The sequence below is a fragment of the Streptomyces sp. NRRL S-1813 genome, from assembly GCF_000719605.1.
Taxonomy (GTDB): Bacteria; Actinomycetota; Actinomycetes; order Streptomycetales; family Streptomycetaceae; genus Streptomyces; species Streptomyces decoyicus.
In genome coordinates this window covers 1-17,895 of the sequence record NZ_JOHB01000006.1, presented here as the reverse complement: position 1 = coordinate 17,895, position 17,895 = coordinate 1, and the positions used below count along the sequence as shown (strand labels likewise).

Genomic DNA, 17,895 nt, shown 5'->3' with positions numbered 1-17,895 from the left:
GGTCGAGTACGGGCGGCAACAATGAGGCGCATGTCCCAGCTCTCCCTGCGCACGCTCAACCGCACCTACCTGGAACGGCAGTTACTGCTCGACCGCGCCACCCGCACCCCCCTCGAAACCGTCGGCCATCTGATGGGCCTCCAGGGCCAGGAGCCCGACGCGCCCTATGTGGGCCTGTGGGCACGGCTCGCGGACTTCCGGCACGACGGACTGACGGCGTTGCTGCACGACCGCTCCGTCGTCCGCGCCAAGCTCCAGCGCAACACCCAGCACCTGGTGCACGCGGAGGATTTCCGTACGCTGCATCCGCTGCTGGCCCCGGTGCTGGGCAAGGCCCGCCAGGGCGCGTTCGGGCGGGCCATCCACGGGCTCGACACGGCCGAACTCAGCCGGGCCGGGCGGGAGTTGATGAGCGGCGACGGGCTCACCCGGCCGCAGCTGGGCCGGGCGCTGGCGGCGCGGTTCCCCGGGCGGGACAGTCTCGCCCTGGCCTATGCCGTGCAGTCGCTGGTGGCGCATGTGCACCCGCCGCCCAGCGGCGTCTGGGGCCACCGCGGCGCCACTCCGGTGGTCCTCGCGGAGGAATGGCTCGGCCGCCCGGTGGCGGAGCTGCCCCGCGTCGATGAGGTGATCCTGCGCTATCTCGCGGCCTACGGGCCGGCCGGGGTGATGGACATCCAGGCGTGGTGCGGTCTGACCAGGCTGCGGGCGGTGGTCGACGGGATGCGGTCGCGGCTGCGGGTGTACCACGACTCCTCGGGCCGGGAGTTGTTCGATGTGCCCGGCGCTCCGCTCGCCGACCCGGACCGGCCCGCGCCGGTGCGCTTTCTGCCGCCCTTCGACAATCTGGTCCTCAGCCATGCGGACCGGACACGGGTGATCGACGACGAGGACCGCCGGCGAGTGATCACCGGCAGCGAGGTGCGCCCGGTGTTCCTGGTCGACGGCTTTGTGCGCGGCATCTGGTCGTGGCGGGACGGCACCTTGGAGGTCACACCGTTCCGGCCGCTGACGCCGGACGAGGCGGCCGAGGTACGGGAGGAGGCCGGAGCGCTGCTCGGTTTTCTGCCGGGGCCCGGCGGAGCGGGCGCCGCGGGGCGAAGGCGCGCGGTGCACGCGGCGGGCCAGGTCCTGATCGGCTGAGCTGCGCATCGGGGAGCCGGTGACCCCGGCGTGGCGGTCACCGCTCCCCGCGCCGGCCTTCCGTCAGGCGGTGTACCGGCCGTCCGCGGCGCCCACGGTGTCCCACATATCGCGCAACGACGTGGCCAGGGCGAGGCGCGGGCGCCAGCCCAGGGACCGCTCGGCCCGGGAGCGGTCCACCTGGATCCAGTCCGCGCCGGCGCTGCGGCTGGTTACGTCGTCGACGCTGACCCGGACCGCGTCCGAGGGCAGGCCGCTGACCGTGATCAGGGTGCGGACCATGGTGTGGATGTCCACCGCTGCGCCCCGGCCGATGTTCAGCAGTGGTTCGGCGGACCGGACCGCGGCCGCGGCGAGCACCGCGTCGGCCGCGTCCCTGACATCGACATAGTCGCGGCGGGCCGCGGCCACCGTGACGTCCAGCCCTTCGGCCGGGTCGGCCCGCCGCAGCCGTGCCGCCAGGGCCCCGAAGAAGCTCTCCCTGGCCGGGTGCGGCCCGACGGTGTTGGTCAGCCGCAGCACGGAGCCCTGGACCTCTCCGCGGCGGACGGCGTCCAGCACCAGGCGCGACGCGGTCAGCTTCGCCTGGGCGTACAGCGATGCCGGGCGCGGCGCGATGTCCTCGTCGAGGGAGGTGCCGGCCGGGACCGGTCCGTACTCGTGGATGGTGCCCAGGTGCACGAGCCGGACCGGGTCCGGGAGCCGCGGCAGGGCGGCCAGCAGCCGTTCCACCGGACGGACGTTGGAGTGCGCCATCTCCTCGGGCGTACTCCCCCAGCCGAGGGTGGCGTTGACGACCGTGTCGACGCCCTCGTCCGCCAGGATCGCGGCCAGCCCGGCCCCCGTGCATTGGGCCAGGTCGAGCGAGCGGAACGGATAGCGGCGCAGGTGCGGGGCGTTGTGGCGGGCGATCGCGACGACGTCCGTCCCCCGGGCCGCGAAGGCCGCGCACAGGTGCCGGCCCACACAGCCGCTGGCGCCCAGGACCGCGACCCGGCGGGGCATGTCAGTCGTGGTCATCGAGGCCTCCGTCAGACCCGTACGCAGTCCGCATGGCGGGGCAGCAGCCCCTGGGCCGTGGCCTGCGCCAGGCCGGGGGCGACACGGTCCCGGTCGGAGAGCACGAAGTCGATGCCGGCCGGCCACGGCAGGGCGAGATCCTTGTCCAGGGGGTCGAGGGCCAGCTCCCGTTCGGCCCGGTAGCCGGTGGACACCAGATACGACATGACGGTGTCGTCCTCCAGGGCGAGGAAGGCGTGGCCCACGCCCTCGGGGTAGTAGGCGGCCCGGCAGGTCCCCTCGTCCATGTCCACGGTGTCCCGGGCGCCGAACGTGGGTGAACCCAGCCGCAGATCGACCACCACGTCGAGGGCCCGGCCGCGGGCACAGTGGACGTACTTGGCCTGGCCGGGAGGCGCGGTGGTGAAGTGCACACCGCGCAGCACCCCGCGGGCCGATCTGCTGTGGTTGGTCTGGGCCACGGGGAAGGGGCGGCCGACGGCGGCGAGGAACGCCTCTTCCTGCATGGGCGAGACGAACATCCCCCGCCGGTCGGCGTGGACTTCCGGGGTGAACTCGAAGGCGCCGGCCACGGCGAGCTCTCGGGTGCGCACGGGGCTCACCACCGTTCCTGACGGGGCGTCGGGCCGAGGGCGGGCGGCCCGTACGGCGCGGTCGGCGCCCTCACAGGACGGTGATTTCCGGGAGCGGGAAGACCAGCTTTCCGCCGTTGGCGACGAAGGCGGCCTCCCGTTCGACGTAGCCGTCACGGTAGATCCAGGGCAGCACGAGCAGCTGGTCCGGTGCGAGGGCCTTGGCATCGGCCTCGGACACGATCGGGATGCCCGTGCCGGGGGTGAAGCAGCCGGCCTTCTCCTCGTTGGGTTCGCCGATGCACGGCAGGTCGTCCGGGCCCAGTCCGCAGTACTGGAGGATGACATTGCCCTTGGTGGAGGCGCCGTAGCCGACGGTCAGCCGGCCGGCCTTGCGGGAGTCCGCAAGGAACTCCACCAGCTGGTCGCGGGAGTCGGCGGCCCGCCGGGCGAACGCCTCGTAGGGGGCCGGGGTGTCGAGCCCCAGCCTCCGCTCGTGGGCGCGGATGCGGGCGAGGGCGGTGTGGTCGACGGGCAGCCGGCTGCCCTGCTTGGCCAGGGTCAGCGAGAGGCTGCCGCCGTAGACATCGGTGAGCCGGGCCCCGATGACCACGAGCCCCGCGCGCTCGGCCATCCACTCGATCTGTCGCAGTGCGTAGTACTCCAGGTGCTCGTGGCAGACCACGTCATAGGCACTGGCCTCCAGCATGGCGGGCATATAGCTCTGTTCCATGACCCACACGCCGTCGTCATCGAGGATCGCGGCGACGTCCCGCATGAAGTCGAGCGGGCGCGGGAGGTCGTAGAACATCGCGATGGAGGTGACCGCTTTGGCGCGCCGGGCGCCGAACCGCTCGGTGAAGACCTGCCGGGAGAAGAAGTCGGTGACCAGCTCGGCGTCCGGCGGGTAGGAGGCGCGGAACTTCTCCCCCGACGGGTCGATGCCGACCAGCGCGAGGCCGTTTCGGGGGTAGCAGCTGAGCAGGGTGCCGTCGTTGCTGCCGATGTCCAGCACCAGGTCGCCCGGGGCGAGTTCGACCAGTCCGGTGATCGCCGCCACCTTGCCGCGCAGGTGCTCGATCATGAACGGCCGGATGCCGGAGCGGTATCCGTAGTGCTCGCCGTACATCAGCCCCAGGTCGGCGGTGTGCCGCAGCTGGAGCAGACCGCAGCCGTCGGGCGAGCACATCACCAACTCCAGTGGGACGGTGGGCACTTGCTGTTCCGGCGTCGCGGGGAAGACGCCCGTGAGGGCGGAGGGGCCCAGGTCGAGCACGGGCAACAGCGTGCGGTTGTCGCAGATGCGGCAGGCATCGATGACCATTCGTCCTCCAGGGCGCGTCGAACGGCGAGCCGGGCCGGCTCGGACGGGACCCACCGTCGTGGACGGGACTCGAACGCCCGTGGAGCGTCGCTGAAGACCAGCGCCCCTACGGTCCCGCGCCGGCCGCCCCTGCCCTGCCCCCTCCGTGGAGCGGAGGCGGAGACCCCGGCTCCGGCGGCACCCGAGCGCGGCTCCAGCGCGGTACAGCAGGCTCGGTAGACACGCCCAAACCCCCGTATCAGGAGAGGCCCATGAGCTCCGCCCGCGAAACAGCGGCAGAACCGGTCGCGGATGCCCGGCGCTGGATGGCACTGGCCGTATTACTGACCGCTACCCTGCTGGATCTGCTCGACGCGACGATCATCAACATCGCGATTCCGAGCATCCAGCGGGACATCGATGCTTCCTACACGTCCATTCAGTGGATCGCGGCAGGCTATACGCTCGCGTTCGCCGTCGGCCTGGTCACCGGTGGCCGGCTCGGCGACATCTTCGGGCGCAAGAAAGTCTTCCTGCTCGCCATGGCCGGTTTCACCCTCGCGTCCGCGCTGTCGGGCCTGGCGACCGGCCCGGACATGCTGATCGTCTCCCGCGTGCTCCAGGGCGGGATGGCCGCCATGATGGTCCCGCAGGTGCTGTCGATCATCCATGTCACCTTCGCTCCCCAGGAGAGCGGGAAGGTCTTCGGGATGTTCGGTGCCGTCTGCGGCATCGGTGCGGTCTCCGGCCCGGTCATCGGCGCCCTGCTGACCGAGTGGAACCTCTTCGGTCTCGAATGGCGCCCGATCTTCCTGGTCAACCTGCCGATCGGGATCGCCGGGCTGATCCTCGGCCACCGCTTCGTCCGTGAGTCCAAGGCGCCCAGCGCGCCACGCCTGGACCTGGCGGGCGTCACCCTCGTCACGCTCGCCCTGTTCATGCTGCTCTTCCCGCTCACCCGGGGCCGTGACCTGGGCTGGCCGGCGTGGTGCTTCGCATCCCTCGCCGGCAGCGTCGTACTGTTCGTACTGTTCGTCCTGCACCAGCGCGCCAAGGTCCGCAAGGACGCCTCCCCGCTGCTGGAGCTCTCGCTGTTCCGCATCCGGAGCTTCGCGGCAGGCATCGTCGTCCAGCTGACCTTCGGCACCTCCTTCGGCCTGTTCTCCCTCACCGGAGCGCTCTATATGCAGGTCGGCCTGGGCTGGACGCCGTTGCGGGCCGCGCTGACAAGCCTGCTGTTCGGCGCGACGATGGCCGGTGTCGCCATGGTCGCCGTGCCGAAGCTCGTACCGCGATTCGGCCGGAAGGTGCTCCAGGCCGGAGCACTGCTGATGATCGTCGGGCTGGGGCTCTACGGCTGGATCGCCCATCAGCAGGGCACCGAGGTCACTCCGGCACAGATCGCCGTCCCCCTCATCGTGGGCGGCTGCGGCCTCGGCATGATCATGGCGCCGCTGACCAGTGCGGTGCTGTCCGAAGTGCCCGGCCGGCACGCCGGTTCCGCTTCGGGGCTGATCAACACGATCAACCAGGTGGGCCTGTCGCTCGGTCTCGGTCTGACGTCGGTGGCCTTCTTCAACGTCGTGGACGACGCCGGGAAGCCGGCCCCGACCGGCGGCGCACCCTTCATCACGGCGTTCACCCACTCGCTGTGGTGGGTGATCGGCGGTATGGCGCTGGCATTCCTGCTGATGTTCGCCCTGCCGAAGGCCGCGCAGGCCCAGTTCGCGCCGCCCGCCGAGGACGGCGCCGAGGACACGGCCGCCGCCTCCGGCACTGCATCGGCCGACGACGAACCGGCGCTCCGCAGCGAGGCCACGTCCGCCGCGAACGCACCGACGCCCTCCGTCGGCTGACATCCCGTAGCCGCGCCCGCCCGCCCGCGCCGGCCCGTGGCCCCTCCCGGGGCTCGGGCCGGCCGTCGTGCTGTCCTGGGACACGGACCGCGGTTCGAGCGCCGGTCGAGGCGGCCACGAGTCCGGATGGGTAGGTTCACAAGTCCGTCTGCCGCCGGGGACGGCGCCGCGAGGAACAAGGAAGTGATCACTGATGAGCGACACCACGCGCGACGCCGTGCGGCTGCGGTGGCCGGCGGTCTCCGCCCGGCGTCTGGAGCGCAGCGCACTCGCCGCGCCGTCACCGCATCTGGACCCCGCCGGGATCGTCGGCGCCCTGTGCGGCGCGCACGCCCAGGTGCTGAGCGCCGCCGAACTGTCCATCGGCATGCGGGGCGAGGGCCTCACCCGGAGCGTGGTGCGCAAGGCGCTGTGGGACGAGGCCGGGCTGATCAAGATGTACGGGCCGCGGGGCACCGTCCATCTGCTGCCGGCGGCGGATCTGCCGATGTGGGTGGGCGCCCTGAGCGCGCTGCCGTCCTCCCCCAGTCCGTTCACCAAGGACGTCCGGATGACCCCCGAGCAGACGGAAGAGGTCGTCGCGGCCATCGGGGCGGCCCTGCGCGACGCCGAACTGACCCTCGACGAGCTCAGCGAGGCCGTCATCGCCGCCACCGGGCCCTGGGCCGGCGATCTGGTCATGCCGGCCTTCCAGGGGATGTGGCCGCGCTGGCGGCAGGCCATCACCCTCGCCTCGCACCGCGGGCAGCTGTGCTTTGGCCCGAACCGCGGCCGCAAGGTGACCTACACCCACCCGCAGCATCTGACCGGTGGCGATCCCACGGAGGGCACGGCGGCGCTGGCCCGGCTCGTGGAGCGGTATCTGCATGCCTACGGCCCGGCCACTCCGCAGAACTTCGCCCGATGGCTCAATGTCTCACCGCGCTGGGCCACCGAGCTGTTCGACTCCCTGGCCGGCGCGCTCCAGCGCGTCGATCTGGAGGGCACGGCGGCCTGGGTGAACGCGGGTGACACCGACACGCCCGGGGAACCACCGCGCGGGGTACGGCTGTTGCCGTACTTCGACGCCTATGTGGTGGCCTGTCAGCCACGTGACCGGCTCTACCCGGGGGCCATGGCGGAACGCGCGCTGACCCCCAGCGGCCAGGCAGGCAACTATCCGGTCCTCCTGGTCGACGGCGTGGTGAGCGGCGTCTGGCACCAGCGGCGGTCCGGCCGCCGGCTGGCCGTCACCGTCGAGCCGAGCACCGAACTGACGGCCGCGCAGCGGGCGGAGCTCGACGAGCAGGTGGAGCGGCTGGCGTTCGTGCTGGAGGGGACGGCCGAGCTGACGACCGGGACCGTCGGCGTCGGCCCGCACGCGTGACGGGCCCCACCCCCGGTCCGGCCCGGCCGGCCGCCGCGGAGCCGCGGCGACCGGCCGGGCTTGCTTTTGCGCGGCACGCCGCGGTCACCAGTCCACGGGGCCGCCGTCGTTGAGGAACCGGCCGGTCGGCCCATCAGCGCCGAGGGTGGCGAGCCGGACCTCGATCTCGGCGCCCTCTTCGGCCGTCCGCTCCCCGACGCCCCGGTTGATGTCCGTGGCGACGAAGCCGGGCGAGCAGGCGTTGATCTTGACGGCCGTGCCCCGCAGTTCGTTCGCATAGAGCACGGTCAGCATGTTCACCGCCGCCTTCGACACGCTGTACGCGGTCATCGCCGGCATCTCGGACCCGGCCAGCCAGGCGGGCATTCCCATCTCGCTGGAGACGTTGACGATCCGGCCCGCCGCCGAGCGCCGGAGGAGCGGCAGCAGCGCGTTGGTGACCTCGACCAGTCCGAACACATTCGTCTCCAGGGTCGCCCACAGAGCGTCGCGAGAGACCTCGCTCGGCGCGCCGGCCGGCCATTCGACATTGATCCCGGCGTTGTTGATGAGGATGTCCAGGCGTCCGTACCGCTCGTCGACGTGCCGTGCGGCCGCGGCGATGGTGGCCGCGTCCGTGACGTCCAGATGCACGGCGTGCGCGTCCGCGCCCTCCTCGCGCAGCGTCTTCGCGGCGGCCTCGCCGCGCGCCGGATCACGGGTGCCGAGCAGGACGACCGCGCCCTGGGCGCCCAGCCGCCGGGCGGCCTGGAAACCGATGCCCTTGTTGGCGCCGGTGATCAGTGAAATCTTCGCTGTGGCAGTCATGGAGCGAGGCTGTCACCGTGCGCTAGGGCGCGGCTGGTCCCTGGCTCAGCACCGTGACGGCAGCGGCCGGCGCGCTCCGCAGGGGCCGGTCCGCACACGGCGCCGGTCCGCACACGCCGCGGGGCGCCACCGCGGCGCACGCCGGTGGCACCCCTGTCCCGGCCGGCTCAGAGCGCGGCGCCGGTGGGCACGGCCTCCACGATGCTCAGGGACGAGTCCGTGCCGATGACCCTCTTCACCCGGAACCCGGCCTCGGTGAGCAGCGCCGTGTACTCGTCCTGCGTCCGCTCCTGGCCGCCCGCCATGACGAGCATGGCCAGGTCGAACGCCTTGCTGGAGTGCGGGGTGTCCCCGACGGGGATCACCCGCTCGATGAGCAGCAGCGTGCCGTCCGGCTTCATCGCCCGCCGGCAGCCGGTGAGGATGCTGACGACCTCCCGGTCCGTCCAGCCGTGCAGTACGGACTTCATCATGTACAGGTCGCCGCCGGCGGGCAGCTCACCGAAGACGTCACCGCCGACGATCTCGCAACGGCCGGTGAGTCCGGCGTCGCCGATGCGGTGGCGCTCGACGACATGCGGAAGGTCGAAGAGCACCCCGGCAGTCTCCGGGTGGGCCGTCAGCACCGTGGCCAGCAGGGTGCCGTCGCCGCCGCCGATGTCCACCAGCCGGGCGGTGCCGGAGAAGTCGTAGGCCGCCACGATCGCGTCGCGTTCGATACGGCTGTGCTCGTGCATCGCGGTGTCGAAGTCCGCGCCCTCGTCGGGGTGTTCCTGGAGATAGTCCCAGACGGGCTGCCCGAAGGCGGTGGTGAACGCCCCTTCGCCGGTGCGCAGCACCTCCTCGGCGTGGTTGAACGTCTTCGCGGTCAGCCGGCCGGCCTGCGCCACGGTCGCCCGGACGGACCGCGGGTGGTCGGAGCGCAGGCACTCACCGACCGGGGTGAGGCCGAACCGGCCGGTCTCCACCTCGGTGAACACCCCCCGCCCTGCGAGCGCCCGCAGCAGGCGGTAGAGGGCCGCCGGCCGGGTGGCGCTGGCCTCGGCGAGTTCCGCCGTCGGGCGCGGGCCGTCCGCCAGCAGATCGGCGAGCTTCAGCTCCGCCGCCAGATGCAGCGCCCGTGCGTAGATGAAGCTCTCACTGATTTCCAGCAGTTGCAGACTGCCGTCCTGTGCGATGTCGCTGCCCATCGGCTGATCCCACTCCTTCTTCCGTTGCGCTGAGGTCATTTCCACCGGGGGCACCGGGGCCGGTGCCGTGCCGCGTGCGGTCAGCGGGGGACGGCCTCGACGAGGCTGTCCGGGCCCGAGCTGTGGAGGACGCGGGTGAGCCGCAGCCCCGCACGGTCGAGCAGCTCGCGGAACTCCCCTTCGGTGCGCTGCCGGCCCGTCGTACCGATCAGGGTCTCCAGGTCGAGGAGCTTGCCCACGGACGGTTCCGGCCCGTCCGGCAGCACGGGTTCGCCCAGGAGCAAGGTGGCGTGAGCGGGCATGGCCGCGCGGCAGTTGCGCAGGATGCGTACCGAGGCATCGTCGTCCCAGTCGTGGATGACGGCCGTCAGCACATAGGCGTCGGCGCCCTGCGGCACCGCGTCGAAGAAGGAGCCGCCGGCCACCTCGCACCGGTCGGCGACACCCGCCTTGGCCAGGACGGGGGCGGAGCGCTCCACGACGTCGGGGAGGTCGAAGAGCACCCCGCGCAGTGCCGGGTAGGAGGCGAGGATGCCGGAGAGGTAGGCGCCGTTGCCGCCGCCGACGTCGACGACGGTGCCGAACCGCCCGAAGTCGTAGGACTCCAGCGTCGCGTAGATCGCGGAGGCGACGGACGTCATCGCCGCGTCGAAGATCGCGGCTTCTTCCGGGTGGCTGCGGTAGTAGTCGAACTGCGGCGCCCCGTGGACCCGCTCGAAGGCCGCCTCACCGGTGCGGACGCTGTCGTACAGGCCACTCCATGCGGCCCGGTGGAAGCCCGATCCGAAGTGCTCCGCCAGCCCGCGCAGCGACGGGGTGCTGTCACTGCGCAGCAGCTCGCCCGCCGGGGTGAGCGCGAAGTGCCGGCCCGCCAGCTCCGCGAACACGCCGAAGTCCCCCAGGGCGCGCAGCAGCCGGTAGAGGGACGGCGCATGCGCACCGACCTCGGCGGCGATGTCGTCCACGTGCCGGGGGCCCTGGGCGAGGGCGTCCGCCACACCGAACCGGGCCGCCACACCGATGGACTGGGTGACAAAACCGCCCATCAGGAGTTGCATGAGTGCCGCCTCCGGCGGTGCCTCGGCCGTCGGCCCTGCCCACCCCGTCGACGGGTCCAGCTCACTCGCCGTGTCGGTCATCGCCTGTTCCCTTCCACTGCCACCAGCGCTCCTTCTGACGTCGTCACAGTGCAGGAGCCCCCTCAACGAGCGCTTGAGACCTGGTGCACCTCCGGGTCCTGGGCCGCGGGCGCGGGGACCATCCGGACCGGGACGTGGGGCAGGCCGCGCATCATGGCGCTGTGGTGCCAGACCAGCTCGTCCGGCGCGGCGTCCAGCGCGAGGCCGGGGCAGCGTTGCAGCAGGGTCCGGATCGCGGTCCGCGCCTCCAGCCGGGCGAGCGGGGCGCCGAAGCAGTAGTGGATACCGTGCCCGAAGGCCAGATGGCCGCGGTGGTCGCGGCGGATGTCGAAGCGGCCGGGGTCCGGGAAGCGGCCGGGGTCGTGGTTGGCGGGGGTGTTGCCGATGAGGACGAGCTCCCCGCCGCCGGGAATGAGGGTGCCGGCGATGTCGACGGGCCCGGTGGTGAACCGGTGCAGCGAGGTCCCGGTCGGTCCGCTGTGCCGCAGCATCTCCTCCACCGCACCGTCGAGCAGGCCGAAGTCGGCTTGCAGCGCGGCGAGTTGGTCCGGGTTACGGAGCAGCGCGAGCATCCCGTTGGAGATCAGTCCCGCGGTGGTCTCGTGGCCGGCGATGAGCAACAGGACGGCCATGCCGAGGAGTTCGTCCGGGGACAGCCGGTCGCCGTCCTCGCCGGTCGTCCGGATCAGCGCGCTCAGCAGATCGTCACCGGGCCGGCGGCCCTTGTCCTCCAGCAGCCGCATCAGATAGCCGGCCAGTTCCCCCATGGCTGCTTCGGCCCGTGGCCCGCCGGAGCGCTTGGTGACCTCGGTGGACCACTCGTGGAAGGCCTTCCGGTCGGCGTAGGGCACCCCGAGGAGTTCGCAGATGACGGCGGCGGGCAGCGGGAACGCGAAGTCCTCCACGAGGTCGGCACGGCCGCCGGGCCGGCTCAGCATGGTGTCGATCAGCTCGTCGGTGATCTCCCGTACCCGGGGGCCCAGGGCCTCGATACGGCGCGGGGTGAACTCCTTGACCACCAGCCTGCGCAGCCGGGTGTGCCGGGGCGGGTCGGAGATGAGCATGTGCGGCGCGGCCGCGGGATCGCCCTCGTCGGCGCCCGCGGCATGGCGCCAGTCGTTGGAGAGCCGCGGGTCGGACAGCGCGGCGCGGGCGGCTTCGTAGCCGACGACCAGCCATGCCTCGAAGCCCTCGGGAAGCCGCACCCGGTGCACCGGCCCCCGGGCCCGCAGCCCGGCGTACACCGGGTGCGGGTCCCGGGTGAACTCCTCCCCCAGGGCCGCCAGGTCGACGATGCGGTCTTCACTCACCAGGACACCTCCGTACGGGGGCCGACACGTCGGCGGCACCGTAGGGAGCCGCGGTGGAGCCCGGGTCGGCCGCCGATCGCGGCTGCGCACGGCGGCGGATGGCGTGCAGCAGCCGTGCCTGCTCGCGGATGCCGTCGTCCGGGGAGGTCCGCCGGGCGCGCACCGCCGCACCGAAGGCACTGACGGTGTTGCGCACCTGGTCGTCGGGGGCGAGCCGGATCTCCCGGGTGCCACTGCCGTCCTCCAGGCGGACCAGGGGCGTCAGATCGGCGGGCGGGGTGAAGGCCCGCTCGATGACGATGCGGCCCCGGGTGCCCCGGAGTTCACAGACGTTGCGGTACACGTGGTCCAGGCCGAACGACAGCTGGGCGCTCACCCCGTCGCCCCTGACCAGCAGCGCGGATCCGGTGGTGTCCACCCGGCGGCCCGGACCGCGGGCCAGGACGGCACCGGTGACCCGCAGCCCGCCGCCGAGGTGGTGGACGGCGGCCCGGACGGGGTAGACCCCGGTGTCCCAGAGGGCGCCGCCGCCCAGTTCGGGCCGGTAGCGGATGTCGTCGTCGGACAGCCGCGGGACGGCGAAGGCCGCGTGCAGGGAGCGCAGTTCACCGATGGCGCCCGCGCGCACCAGGTCCCGTACGGCGGTGTGCTGGCGGTGGTGCGGGAACATCACGTTCTCCGCGACCACCAGGCCCCGTGCCGCGGCCAGCGCGAGCAGCCGGTCCGTACGCCCGGGGTCGAGCGTCAGGGGTTTCTCGGCCAGGACGTGTTTGCCCGCGTGCAGCGCGGCCTCCGTCCAGTCGGCGTGCAGCGCGGCGGGCAGCGGAAGGTAGACGGCGTCCACGGCCGGGTCCTCCAGCGCGGCGGCATAGCCCTGGACATGCCGGCACCCGAACTCCCGGGCCAGCTCCGCGGCGCGGGCGGCTTCTCTGCTCGCCACCACCACCGGCGTCACACCGGGCGTACCGGCGAAGGCGGGCAGCATGCGCCGGCGGGCGATGCCGGCACAGCCCAATACGGCAATCCGGACGGGCGGGGGCATGGCTCCTCCTGCGTCGGTGGCCGCACCCGGCGGCGGGGCGGTCGGCCCGACGGTAGGGGGGCGCCCTCGAAACCGGCTCGTCCGTGTACGGAGCCCGTCCGGCACGGGGCGGATGACCGTGACTCGAGCGGTCGTTGAGGTGTGCGCCCGAGGCTGGGCCCCCAGCGACGCCGCGTGCGGCGGTGAGGAGGCACAGGAGATGAACCAGTCGGTGGCCGGCCGGACCGCCACGGCGAGCACCCCGGTGGGCACATGGAGGGAGGAACTGCTCCTGGAGCGGGGGACCTACACCAGCACCCTGCGCTTCACCCCCAACGGGCGCACCCTGCTGCTGGCCGGACCGCGGCCGGGCTGTGTGGGTGCCGGAAGCTGGACCGCGACGGGGGCCGGCCGTTTCTCCTTCCGGCTCGCCGAGCTCGTCTTCGACCCGGACGGCACCTTCACGGGCTGGGTGGACATCGAGCAGCACGTCGTCCAGACGGGAGACACCTTCACCAGCTCCGGGGTCTCCCATGTCTACGACGCCGACGACCGGCTGCTGGAGCGCGCGGAGGTCGCGGCGCGCGGGACCCGCAGCCGCTGACGGACCGCCCCGGCCGCGCCCTGGACGGGCAGGCGCTCAGGCGCGGTACGACCCGCCCTGTGCCGTCGCTCATGCGGCGGTCGGCACCGTGGGAGACACGCAGCACCGCCCCACTCCTGGCCCGCAGGCGGGCCTTTCCGTACACCTCGGAGGACAAAGATGACATCTGCTCACGGCGACGCCGCCGAGCTCAGCGCACAGCTGTCGGAGCACATGAACGGCTTTCTGTACTCGGCGGCGCTCTACACGGTGACCCTGCACGGCGTCGCCGACCACCTCGCCGGCGGCCCGCGCTCCCCCGAGGAGCTCGGGGAGCTCACCGGTCTGCACGGCCCGCACCTGGGCCGGGTGCTGCGCTATCTGTCCACCCGCCAGGTGTTCCAGGAGGACGCGGAGGGACGCTTCGGCCTCACGCCCATGGCGGAGCTGCTCCGCGCCGGGGTGCCGGGCTCCCTGCGCGACAGCTTCCTCATGCTGGGCGACGACCTGTACTGGAAGCCGGTCGGCCGGCTGCACGAGACGGTCCGCACGGGACGTACGGCCTTCGACGAGATCTTCGGCGCGCCCTTCTTCGCCCATCTTCAGACGGACCCGGCCGCCGCCTCGCTCTTCAACGCCGGGACCGCGGGCTTCTCGCACCTGGTGACCGAACATGTCGCGCAGAGCTGTGACTTCCCGGACGGCGCCACCGTCGTCGATGTCGGCGGCGGGCGCGGCGGTCTGCTGCGCTCGGTGCTCGCCGCGCACCCGCAGGTCACCGGCACGCTGTACGACCAGGCGTCGGTCATCGCCGAACACCAGCTGGACCACCCTGAGGTGGCGGGCCGGTGGGCCACCGCGTCCGGCGACTTCTTCGAGTCGGTGCCGGCCGGCCACGACCACTATCTGCTCAAGTCGATCCTGCACGACTGGAGCGACGAGAACTGCCTGCGCATCCTTCAGGCCGTGCGGGCGGGGATGCGCAAGGACAGCAAGCTGCTGGTCGTCGACCCGGTCATCCCGCCGGGCAACGAGTTCGACGCCAGCAAGACCATCGACGTGATGATGATGGCCGTCTACGACGGCAAGGAGCGCACCCAGCGGGAGTTCGAGGAGATCCTCACCAAGGCCGGGTTCAAGATCACTCGCATTCTGCCGACACCGTCGCTGATGTCGGTCATCGAGGCGGTCATCGCCTGATCCGCCGGCCGGCCACCCGGCCCCGCTTCCCCGGCGCCCTTGGCGCACCTGCCCCCGCCCTGCCCCGGACGCGCGTCACCGGGCAGGGCGGACGGCTGCCGGGAGCCGGCGACGAGGAGTCGAGTGCCCCTCGACGGCCGCATGTGAGGCTCGGGCCGCATCGTCGTGGAAGGTCCCCCAGCGCGGCCGATCCACGCCTTCCGCCACTCGCGCCGGACAGCAACGGGCCAGACAGCAAAGGGGAACTCCATGCGCGTACTGATCGTGGTGTGGCCACTGACCGCACATCTGTATCCGGCCCTTCCGGTGGCCTGGGCACTCCAGGGCGCCGGCCACGAGGTCCGCGTCGCCTCGCATCCGGACCTGACCGGCACCGTCACCGCCGCCGGGCTGTCCGCGGTTCCGCTCGGCACGCCGGAGACCATCGCCTCCCCCGCGGCGGTCGGCGATCATCTGCTCCCCGCGGAACACCGGGAGCGGCTCGCCGAGGCCCTGGACATCGACCAGGACGGCGAGCCCGACGTCTGGGCCACCGTCAGCACCTACACCCTGGCGTCCTCGCGCGTCTTCCACCCGGCGGACGGCTCCGCGACGGAGGGCTGGGGCGGGGTCGACGACCTGGTCGCCGCGGCCCGTGACTGGCAGCCCGATCTGGTGCTGTGGGACCCCAACTGGCCGGCCGCCGCGGTCGCCGCACGGGCCTGCGGCGCGGCCCACGGGCGGGTGCTGTGGGGGCGTGACTACCTGGGCTGGGCCTGTCACCGCATCGACCGGCGCCGCGCCGCGCTGGCCGCGGCGGGGCTGCCGGACCCGGTGGCCGAGATCGTCCGCCCGGCAGCCGAACGCCACGGTGTGCGGGTCGACGACGACCTGCTGCTCGGCCAGTTCACCCTCGACCCGACGCCCGCCGACATGCGGCTGCCGAGCCGGGCCCGTACCGTGCCGGTCCGGCGCATTCCGTACACCGGCGCGGCAGCCGTCCCGTCCTGGCTCCGGTCGCGGCCCGCCCGCCCGCGGGTCGCACTGACCCTGGGCGCCACCCAGCGCATGTTCGACAACGACAAGGTGCTCGTACCGGCGCTGCTGGAGATGGTGGACGGGCTGGACATCGAGGTGATCGCCACCCTCGACACCTCCCAACTGGCCGGGCAGCGCCTGCCGGACAACGTCCGTGCCGTCGACTACCTGCCGCTGAACCTGCTGCTGCCGAGCTGCTCGGCGATCATTCATCACGGCGGTATCGGCACCTTCACGGCGGCCGTCGCCCACCGCGTGCCGCAGCTGGTCGTCGGGGACGAGCTGCGCGTGGCCTACGCCGCCAACTCCGCCTATGCGGTCGGCCATGGCGCGGGTCTCGCGGTGGATCCTCAGCAGCAGTCGGTGGCGGAGATGCGTGCGCGCTTCCTGCGGGTCCTGACCGAACCGTCGTTCCAGGACAGCACCCGGCGGCTGCACGCGGACTGGCTGGCCATGCCCAGCCCGAACGACACGGTGCCCGTGCTGGAGAAGCTCGCCGGTCTCCACCGCGCCGCGCGCTGACCGAGTCGCCCGGACTCCGGTACCGGTCCGCGGCCGCCGTCCGTTTCCACCGTCCGTCGTCCGCCGTGCGTCGTGCGTCGTGCGGGCGCGGCCTGGCCGGTGCCGGGCGGCGGCTCCCGCTGGGGGCGTCCTGCATACCGGTCCGGAGCGGTTCCAGAGCCTCTCAAGGCGCCACCGCAACGCTGACCTCATCACGAGAACGGAGATCCCCGGTGGTAATCAAGCGGCCCGACTCCCCGACGACTTCCTCCGCGATGCGTGCCCTGCGCGCCCAGCAGCCGCGGTGGACGGCAGCCACAACCGACGACGGCCTCCCGGTCGAGTACGCGAGCCTCGAAGTGCCGCGGGACCACGCCGATCCCGGCGGAGCCCGGCTGACCCTGGCTCTCAGCCGCCACCGGGCCACCGACCCGGACCGCCGGCGGGGCATCCTGCTGGCCGTCAACGGCGGCCCCGGCGGTGACTGGGGCCTGGGCCGGGGCCTGGCGGCGAAGTTCGCCGGGACCCCGCTGCACGAGGTCTACGACCTCATCGGATTCGACCCGCGCGGCACCGGCGCCTCCACCCCGCTGCACGCCGAAGTGACGCTCCCCAAGGCGCCGTTCGACTCCCGCCCGCCCGACTCGGCCTTCGACGCGCTCGCCGAGGACATGCGGCGCCGCGAACTGGCCTGCGAGCGGGCCGGCGGCGAGCTGCGCCGCCACATCAGCACCCCGAACACCGCCAGGGACATGGACCTCATCCGGTCCGTACTCGGCGAGGACCGGCTGAACTTCGTCGGGTACGCGTACGGGGCGTATGTCGGTGCCGTCTACGGCTCGCTCTTCCCCGAGCACCTGGACCGCAGCGTCCTGGACTCCTGCGTCCACCCCGGCTGGACCTGGCGCGAGCAGTTCCTGTGGCAGGGCGACGCCGTCCGGCGCAATGTGGACGCCTGGGCCCGCTGGGCCGGCGAGCGGCACAGCCACTTCGGTCTCGGCACCGACGCGACGGCGGTGCTCGCCACCGTCGAGGACGTGGTCGCCCGCCTGGAGCGCCAGACGGACGGGAACCGGGTGCGCACCCTGCTCGACGGTGCGGTGGGCAACCGCGCGACCGACCGCGCGCAGTGGGCCGAACTCGGCCACCTGGTACGGGAGGTGCGGGCCGCCGCGCTGGCCGGGGACCCGGCGAAGACCCGCGAGCTGCTGTCCGAGCAGGGCACCTGGCGGCCCGGCGACAGCGAGGGCGATCTGCGCTGCGGGGTCCTCGAAGCCATCACCCTGGAACACGACTGGCCCACGGACCTGGAGACCTACTTCACGGACATGCGGGAGTTCCGCAGGCGCTACCCCTACGGCTACGGAGTGCTGCGGGCCCAGCCCTGGGTGGGCGCCTTCCGTACCTTCACCGCGCCGGAGCGCCCCGTCGCCCTCACCCGCCGGGGCTACCCGGCCGGGCTCGTCGTCCAGGCCGACGGCGACCCCATGGACCACTACGCCGGCGGTGTCGCCATGGCCGACCGGCTCGGCCACCACCTCGTCACGGTCGAGGACTCCGGCGACCACGAGGTGTTCGTACTGTCCGGCAATGCGCAGGTGGACGCCCATGTCCACCGCTATCTCGTGCACGGCACGCTGCCGCCCGCGCGAACCGGCGTGCCGGGAACCGCCGTCCGGCCGGACCTTCCGGCCGACGCGCCCGACGCGCCCGGCGCACCCGCCGCGCCCTCCCCGTCTGACACCCGGCCCCACCACTCGCCACGCCCCGAGGAGCAGCCCGCATGACGACAGCAGCCACCGGCCAGGACTTCAAGGTCGCTGACCTTTCCCTTGCCGCTTTCGGCCGCAAGGAGATCACCCTGGCC

The 17,895-nt window shown here is 72.7% G+C and carries 16 protein-coding genes; 8 read left to right on the top strand and 8 right to left on the bottom strand.

Features of this window, described 5'->3' with window-relative positions; genetic code table 11:
• The first annotated feature begins 30 nt into the window (after positions 1-30).
• Entirely contained in the window at positions 31-1,143 is a 1,113-nt protein-coding gene (locus IF67_RS0111460) for a winged helix DNA-binding domain-containing protein (RefSeq protein WP_063754331.1), read from the top strand.
• A gap of 63 nt (positions 1,144-1,206) precedes the next feature.
• Here IF67_RS0111460 and IF67_RS0111455 read toward each other — a convergent pair whose 3' ends face one another.
• The 3 genes from IF67_RS0111455 to IF67_RS0111445 form a co-directional block, all read right to left on the bottom strand.
• The gene (locus IF67_RS0111455; RefSeq protein WP_030984721.1) at positions 1,207-2,163 is read right to left on the bottom strand and encodes an NAD-dependent epimerase/dehydratase family protein; all 957 of its coding nucleotides are present in this window, start codon (positions 2,161-2,163) and stop codon (positions 1,207-1,209) included.
• 11 nt (positions 2,164-2,174) lie between these two features.
• Complete coding sequence (locus IF67_RS0111450) at positions 2,175-2,756, bottom strand: dTDP-4-dehydrorhamnose 3,5-epimerase family protein (RefSeq protein ID WP_030984719.1); 582 nt, start codon at positions 2,754-2,756, stop codon at positions 2,175-2,177.
• 70 nt (positions 2,757-2,826) lie between these two features.
• Positions 2,827-4,059 (bottom strand): class I SAM-dependent methyltransferase, encoded by a 1,233-nt coding sequence (locus tag IF67_RS0111445; RefSeq protein WP_030984717.1) that lies wholly within the window; start codon positions 4,057-4,059, stop codon positions 2,827-2,829.
• 251 nt (positions 4,060-4,310) lie between these two features.
• On the opposite strand from IF67_RS0111445, the gene IF67_RS0111440 reads away from it, so the two are divergent.
• Both IF67_RS0111440 and IF67_RS0111435 read left to right on the top strand, forming a co-directional pair.
• Positions 4,311-5,894, top strand: a complete 1,584-nt coding sequence (locus tag IF67_RS0111440; protein ID WP_051817908.1) for an MFS transporter — start codon at positions 4,311-4,313, stop codon at positions 5,892-5,894.
• A 193-nt stretch (positions 5,895-6,087) separates the two neighbouring features.
• The gene (locus IF67_RS0111435) at positions 6,088-7,260 is read left to right on the top strand and encodes a winged helix DNA-binding domain-containing protein (RefSeq protein WP_030984712.1); all 1,173 of its coding nucleotides are present in this window, start codon (positions 6,088-6,090) and stop codon (positions 7,258-7,260) included.
• A gap of 84 nt (positions 7,261-7,344) precedes the next feature.
• Here the strand turns inward: IF67_RS0111435 and IF67_RS0111430 are convergent, their stop codons facing one another.
• The 5 genes from IF67_RS0111430 to IF67_RS0111410 form a co-directional block, all read right to left on the bottom strand.
• Positions 7,345-8,067 (bottom strand): SDR family oxidoreductase, encoded by a 723-nt coding sequence (locus IF67_RS0111430; RefSeq protein WP_030984711.1) that lies wholly within the window; start codon positions 8,065-8,067, stop codon positions 7,345-7,347.
• Between the two features lie 167 nt (positions 8,068-8,234).
• Positions 8,235-9,257 (bottom strand): methyltransferase, encoded by a 1,023-nt coding sequence (locus IF67_RS0111425; protein ID WP_030984709.1) that lies wholly within the window; start codon positions 9,255-9,257, stop codon positions 8,235-8,237.
• Positions 9,258-9,337: 80 nt separating this feature from the next.
• Positions 9,338-10,396, bottom strand: a complete 1,059-nt coding sequence (locus tag IF67_RS0111420) for a methyltransferase (protein WP_030984707.1) — start codon at positions 10,394-10,396, stop codon at positions 9,338-9,340.
• A 62-nt stretch (positions 10,397-10,458) separates the two neighbouring features.
• Positions 10,459-11,706 carry a cytochrome P450 family protein gene (locus IF67_RS0111415; protein WP_051817905.1) on the bottom strand — a complete coding sequence of 416 codons (1,248 nt, stop codon included), beginning with the start codon at positions 11,704-11,706 and terminating at the stop codon, positions 10,459-10,461.
• Entirely contained in the window at positions 11,699-12,748 is a 1,050-nt protein-coding gene (locus tag IF67_RS0111410; protein WP_078889379.1) for a Gfo/Idh/MocA family protein, read from the bottom strand. Before IF67_RS0111410 ends, IF67_RS0111415 begins: the two co-directional genes overlap by 8 nt.
• Positions 12,749-12,947: 199 nt before the next feature.
• Between IF67_RS0111410 and IF67_RS0111405 the strand changes: the two genes are divergently transcribed.
• The 5 genes from IF67_RS0111405 to IF67_RS44800 all read left to right on the top strand — a co-directional run.
• A complete protein-coding gene (locus IF67_RS0111405) occupies positions 12,948-13,331 on the top strand; it encodes a hypothetical protein (protein ID WP_030984700.1) in 384 nt (127 codons plus the stop codon).
• Between the two features lie 159 nt (positions 13,332-13,490).
• Positions 13,491-14,510, top strand: a complete 1,020-nt coding sequence (locus IF67_RS0111400) for a methyltransferase (RefSeq protein WP_030984698.1) — start codon at positions 13,491-13,493, stop codon at positions 14,508-14,510.
• Positions 14,511-14,759: 249 nt separating this feature from the next.
• On the top strand, positions 14,760-16,049 hold the full coding sequence (locus tag IF67_RS0111395; protein WP_030984696.1) for a nucleotide disphospho-sugar-binding domain-containing protein: 1,290 nt from the start codon (positions 14,760-14,762) through the stop codon (positions 16,047-16,049).
• A gap of 212 nt (positions 16,050-16,261) precedes the next feature.
• On the top strand, positions 16,262-17,815 hold the full coding sequence (locus IF67_RS0111390; protein ID WP_234341055.1) for an alpha/beta fold hydrolase: 1,554 nt from the start codon (positions 16,262-16,264) through the stop codon (positions 17,813-17,815).
• Positions 17,812-17,895, top strand: an 84-nt coding sequence (locus IF67_RS44800; RefSeq protein WP_234341066.1) for an adenosylhomocysteinase, incomplete at its 3' end; no start/stop codon positions are given. The genes IF67_RS0111390 and IF67_RS44800, both read left to right, overlap by 4 nt.

Excerpts from the sequence above, each read along its gene's own strand:
- IF67_RS0111460 (WP_063754331.1), top strand. The coding sequence starts at position 31 with ATGTCCCAGCTCTCCCTGCGCACGCTCAACCGCACCTACCTGGAACGG.
- IF67_RS0111455 (WP_030984721.1), bottom strand. The coding sequence starts at position 2,163 with ATGACCACGACTGACATGCCCCGCCGGGTCGCGGTCCTGGGCGCCAGC.
- IF67_RS0111445 (WP_030984717.1), bottom strand. The coding sequence starts at position 4,059 with ATGGTCATCGATGCCTGCCGCATCTGCGACAACCGCACGCTGTTGCCC.
- IF67_RS0111440 (WP_051817908.1), top strand. The coding sequence starts at position 4,311 with ATGAGCTCCGCCCGCGAAACAGCGGCAGAACCGGTCGCGGATGCCCGG.
- IF67_RS0111435 (WP_030984712.1), top strand. The coding sequence starts at position 6,088 with ATGAGCGACACCACGCGCGACGCCGTGCGGCTGCGGTGGCCGGCGGTC.
- IF67_RS0111430 (WP_030984711.1), bottom strand. The coding sequence starts at position 8,067 with ATGACTGCCACAGCGAAGATTTCACTGATCACCGGCGCCAACAAGGGC.
- IF67_RS0111425 (WP_030984709.1), bottom strand. The coding sequence starts at position 9,257 with ATGGGCAGCGACATCGCACAGGACGGCAGTCTGCAACTGCTGGAAATC.
- IF67_RS0111420 (WP_030984707.1), bottom strand. The coding sequence starts at position 10,396 with ATGACCGACACGGCGAGTGAGCTGGACCCGTCGACGGGGTGGGCAGGG.
- IF67_RS0111410 (WP_078889379.1), bottom strand. The coding sequence starts at position 12,748 with ATGCCCCCGCCCGTCCGGATTGCCGTATTGGGCTGTGCCGGCATCGCC.
- IF67_RS0111405 (WP_030984700.1), top strand. The coding sequence starts at position 12,948 with ATGAACCAGTCGGTGGCCGGCCGGACCGCCACGGCGAGCACCCCGGTG.
- IF67_RS0111400 (WP_030984698.1), top strand. The coding sequence starts at position 13,491 with ATGACATCTGCTCACGGCGACGCCGCCGAGCTCAGCGCACAGCTGTCG.
- IF67_RS0111395 (WP_030984696.1), top strand. The coding sequence starts at position 14,760 with ATGCGCGTACTGATCGTGGTGTGGCCACTGACCGCACATCTGTATCCG.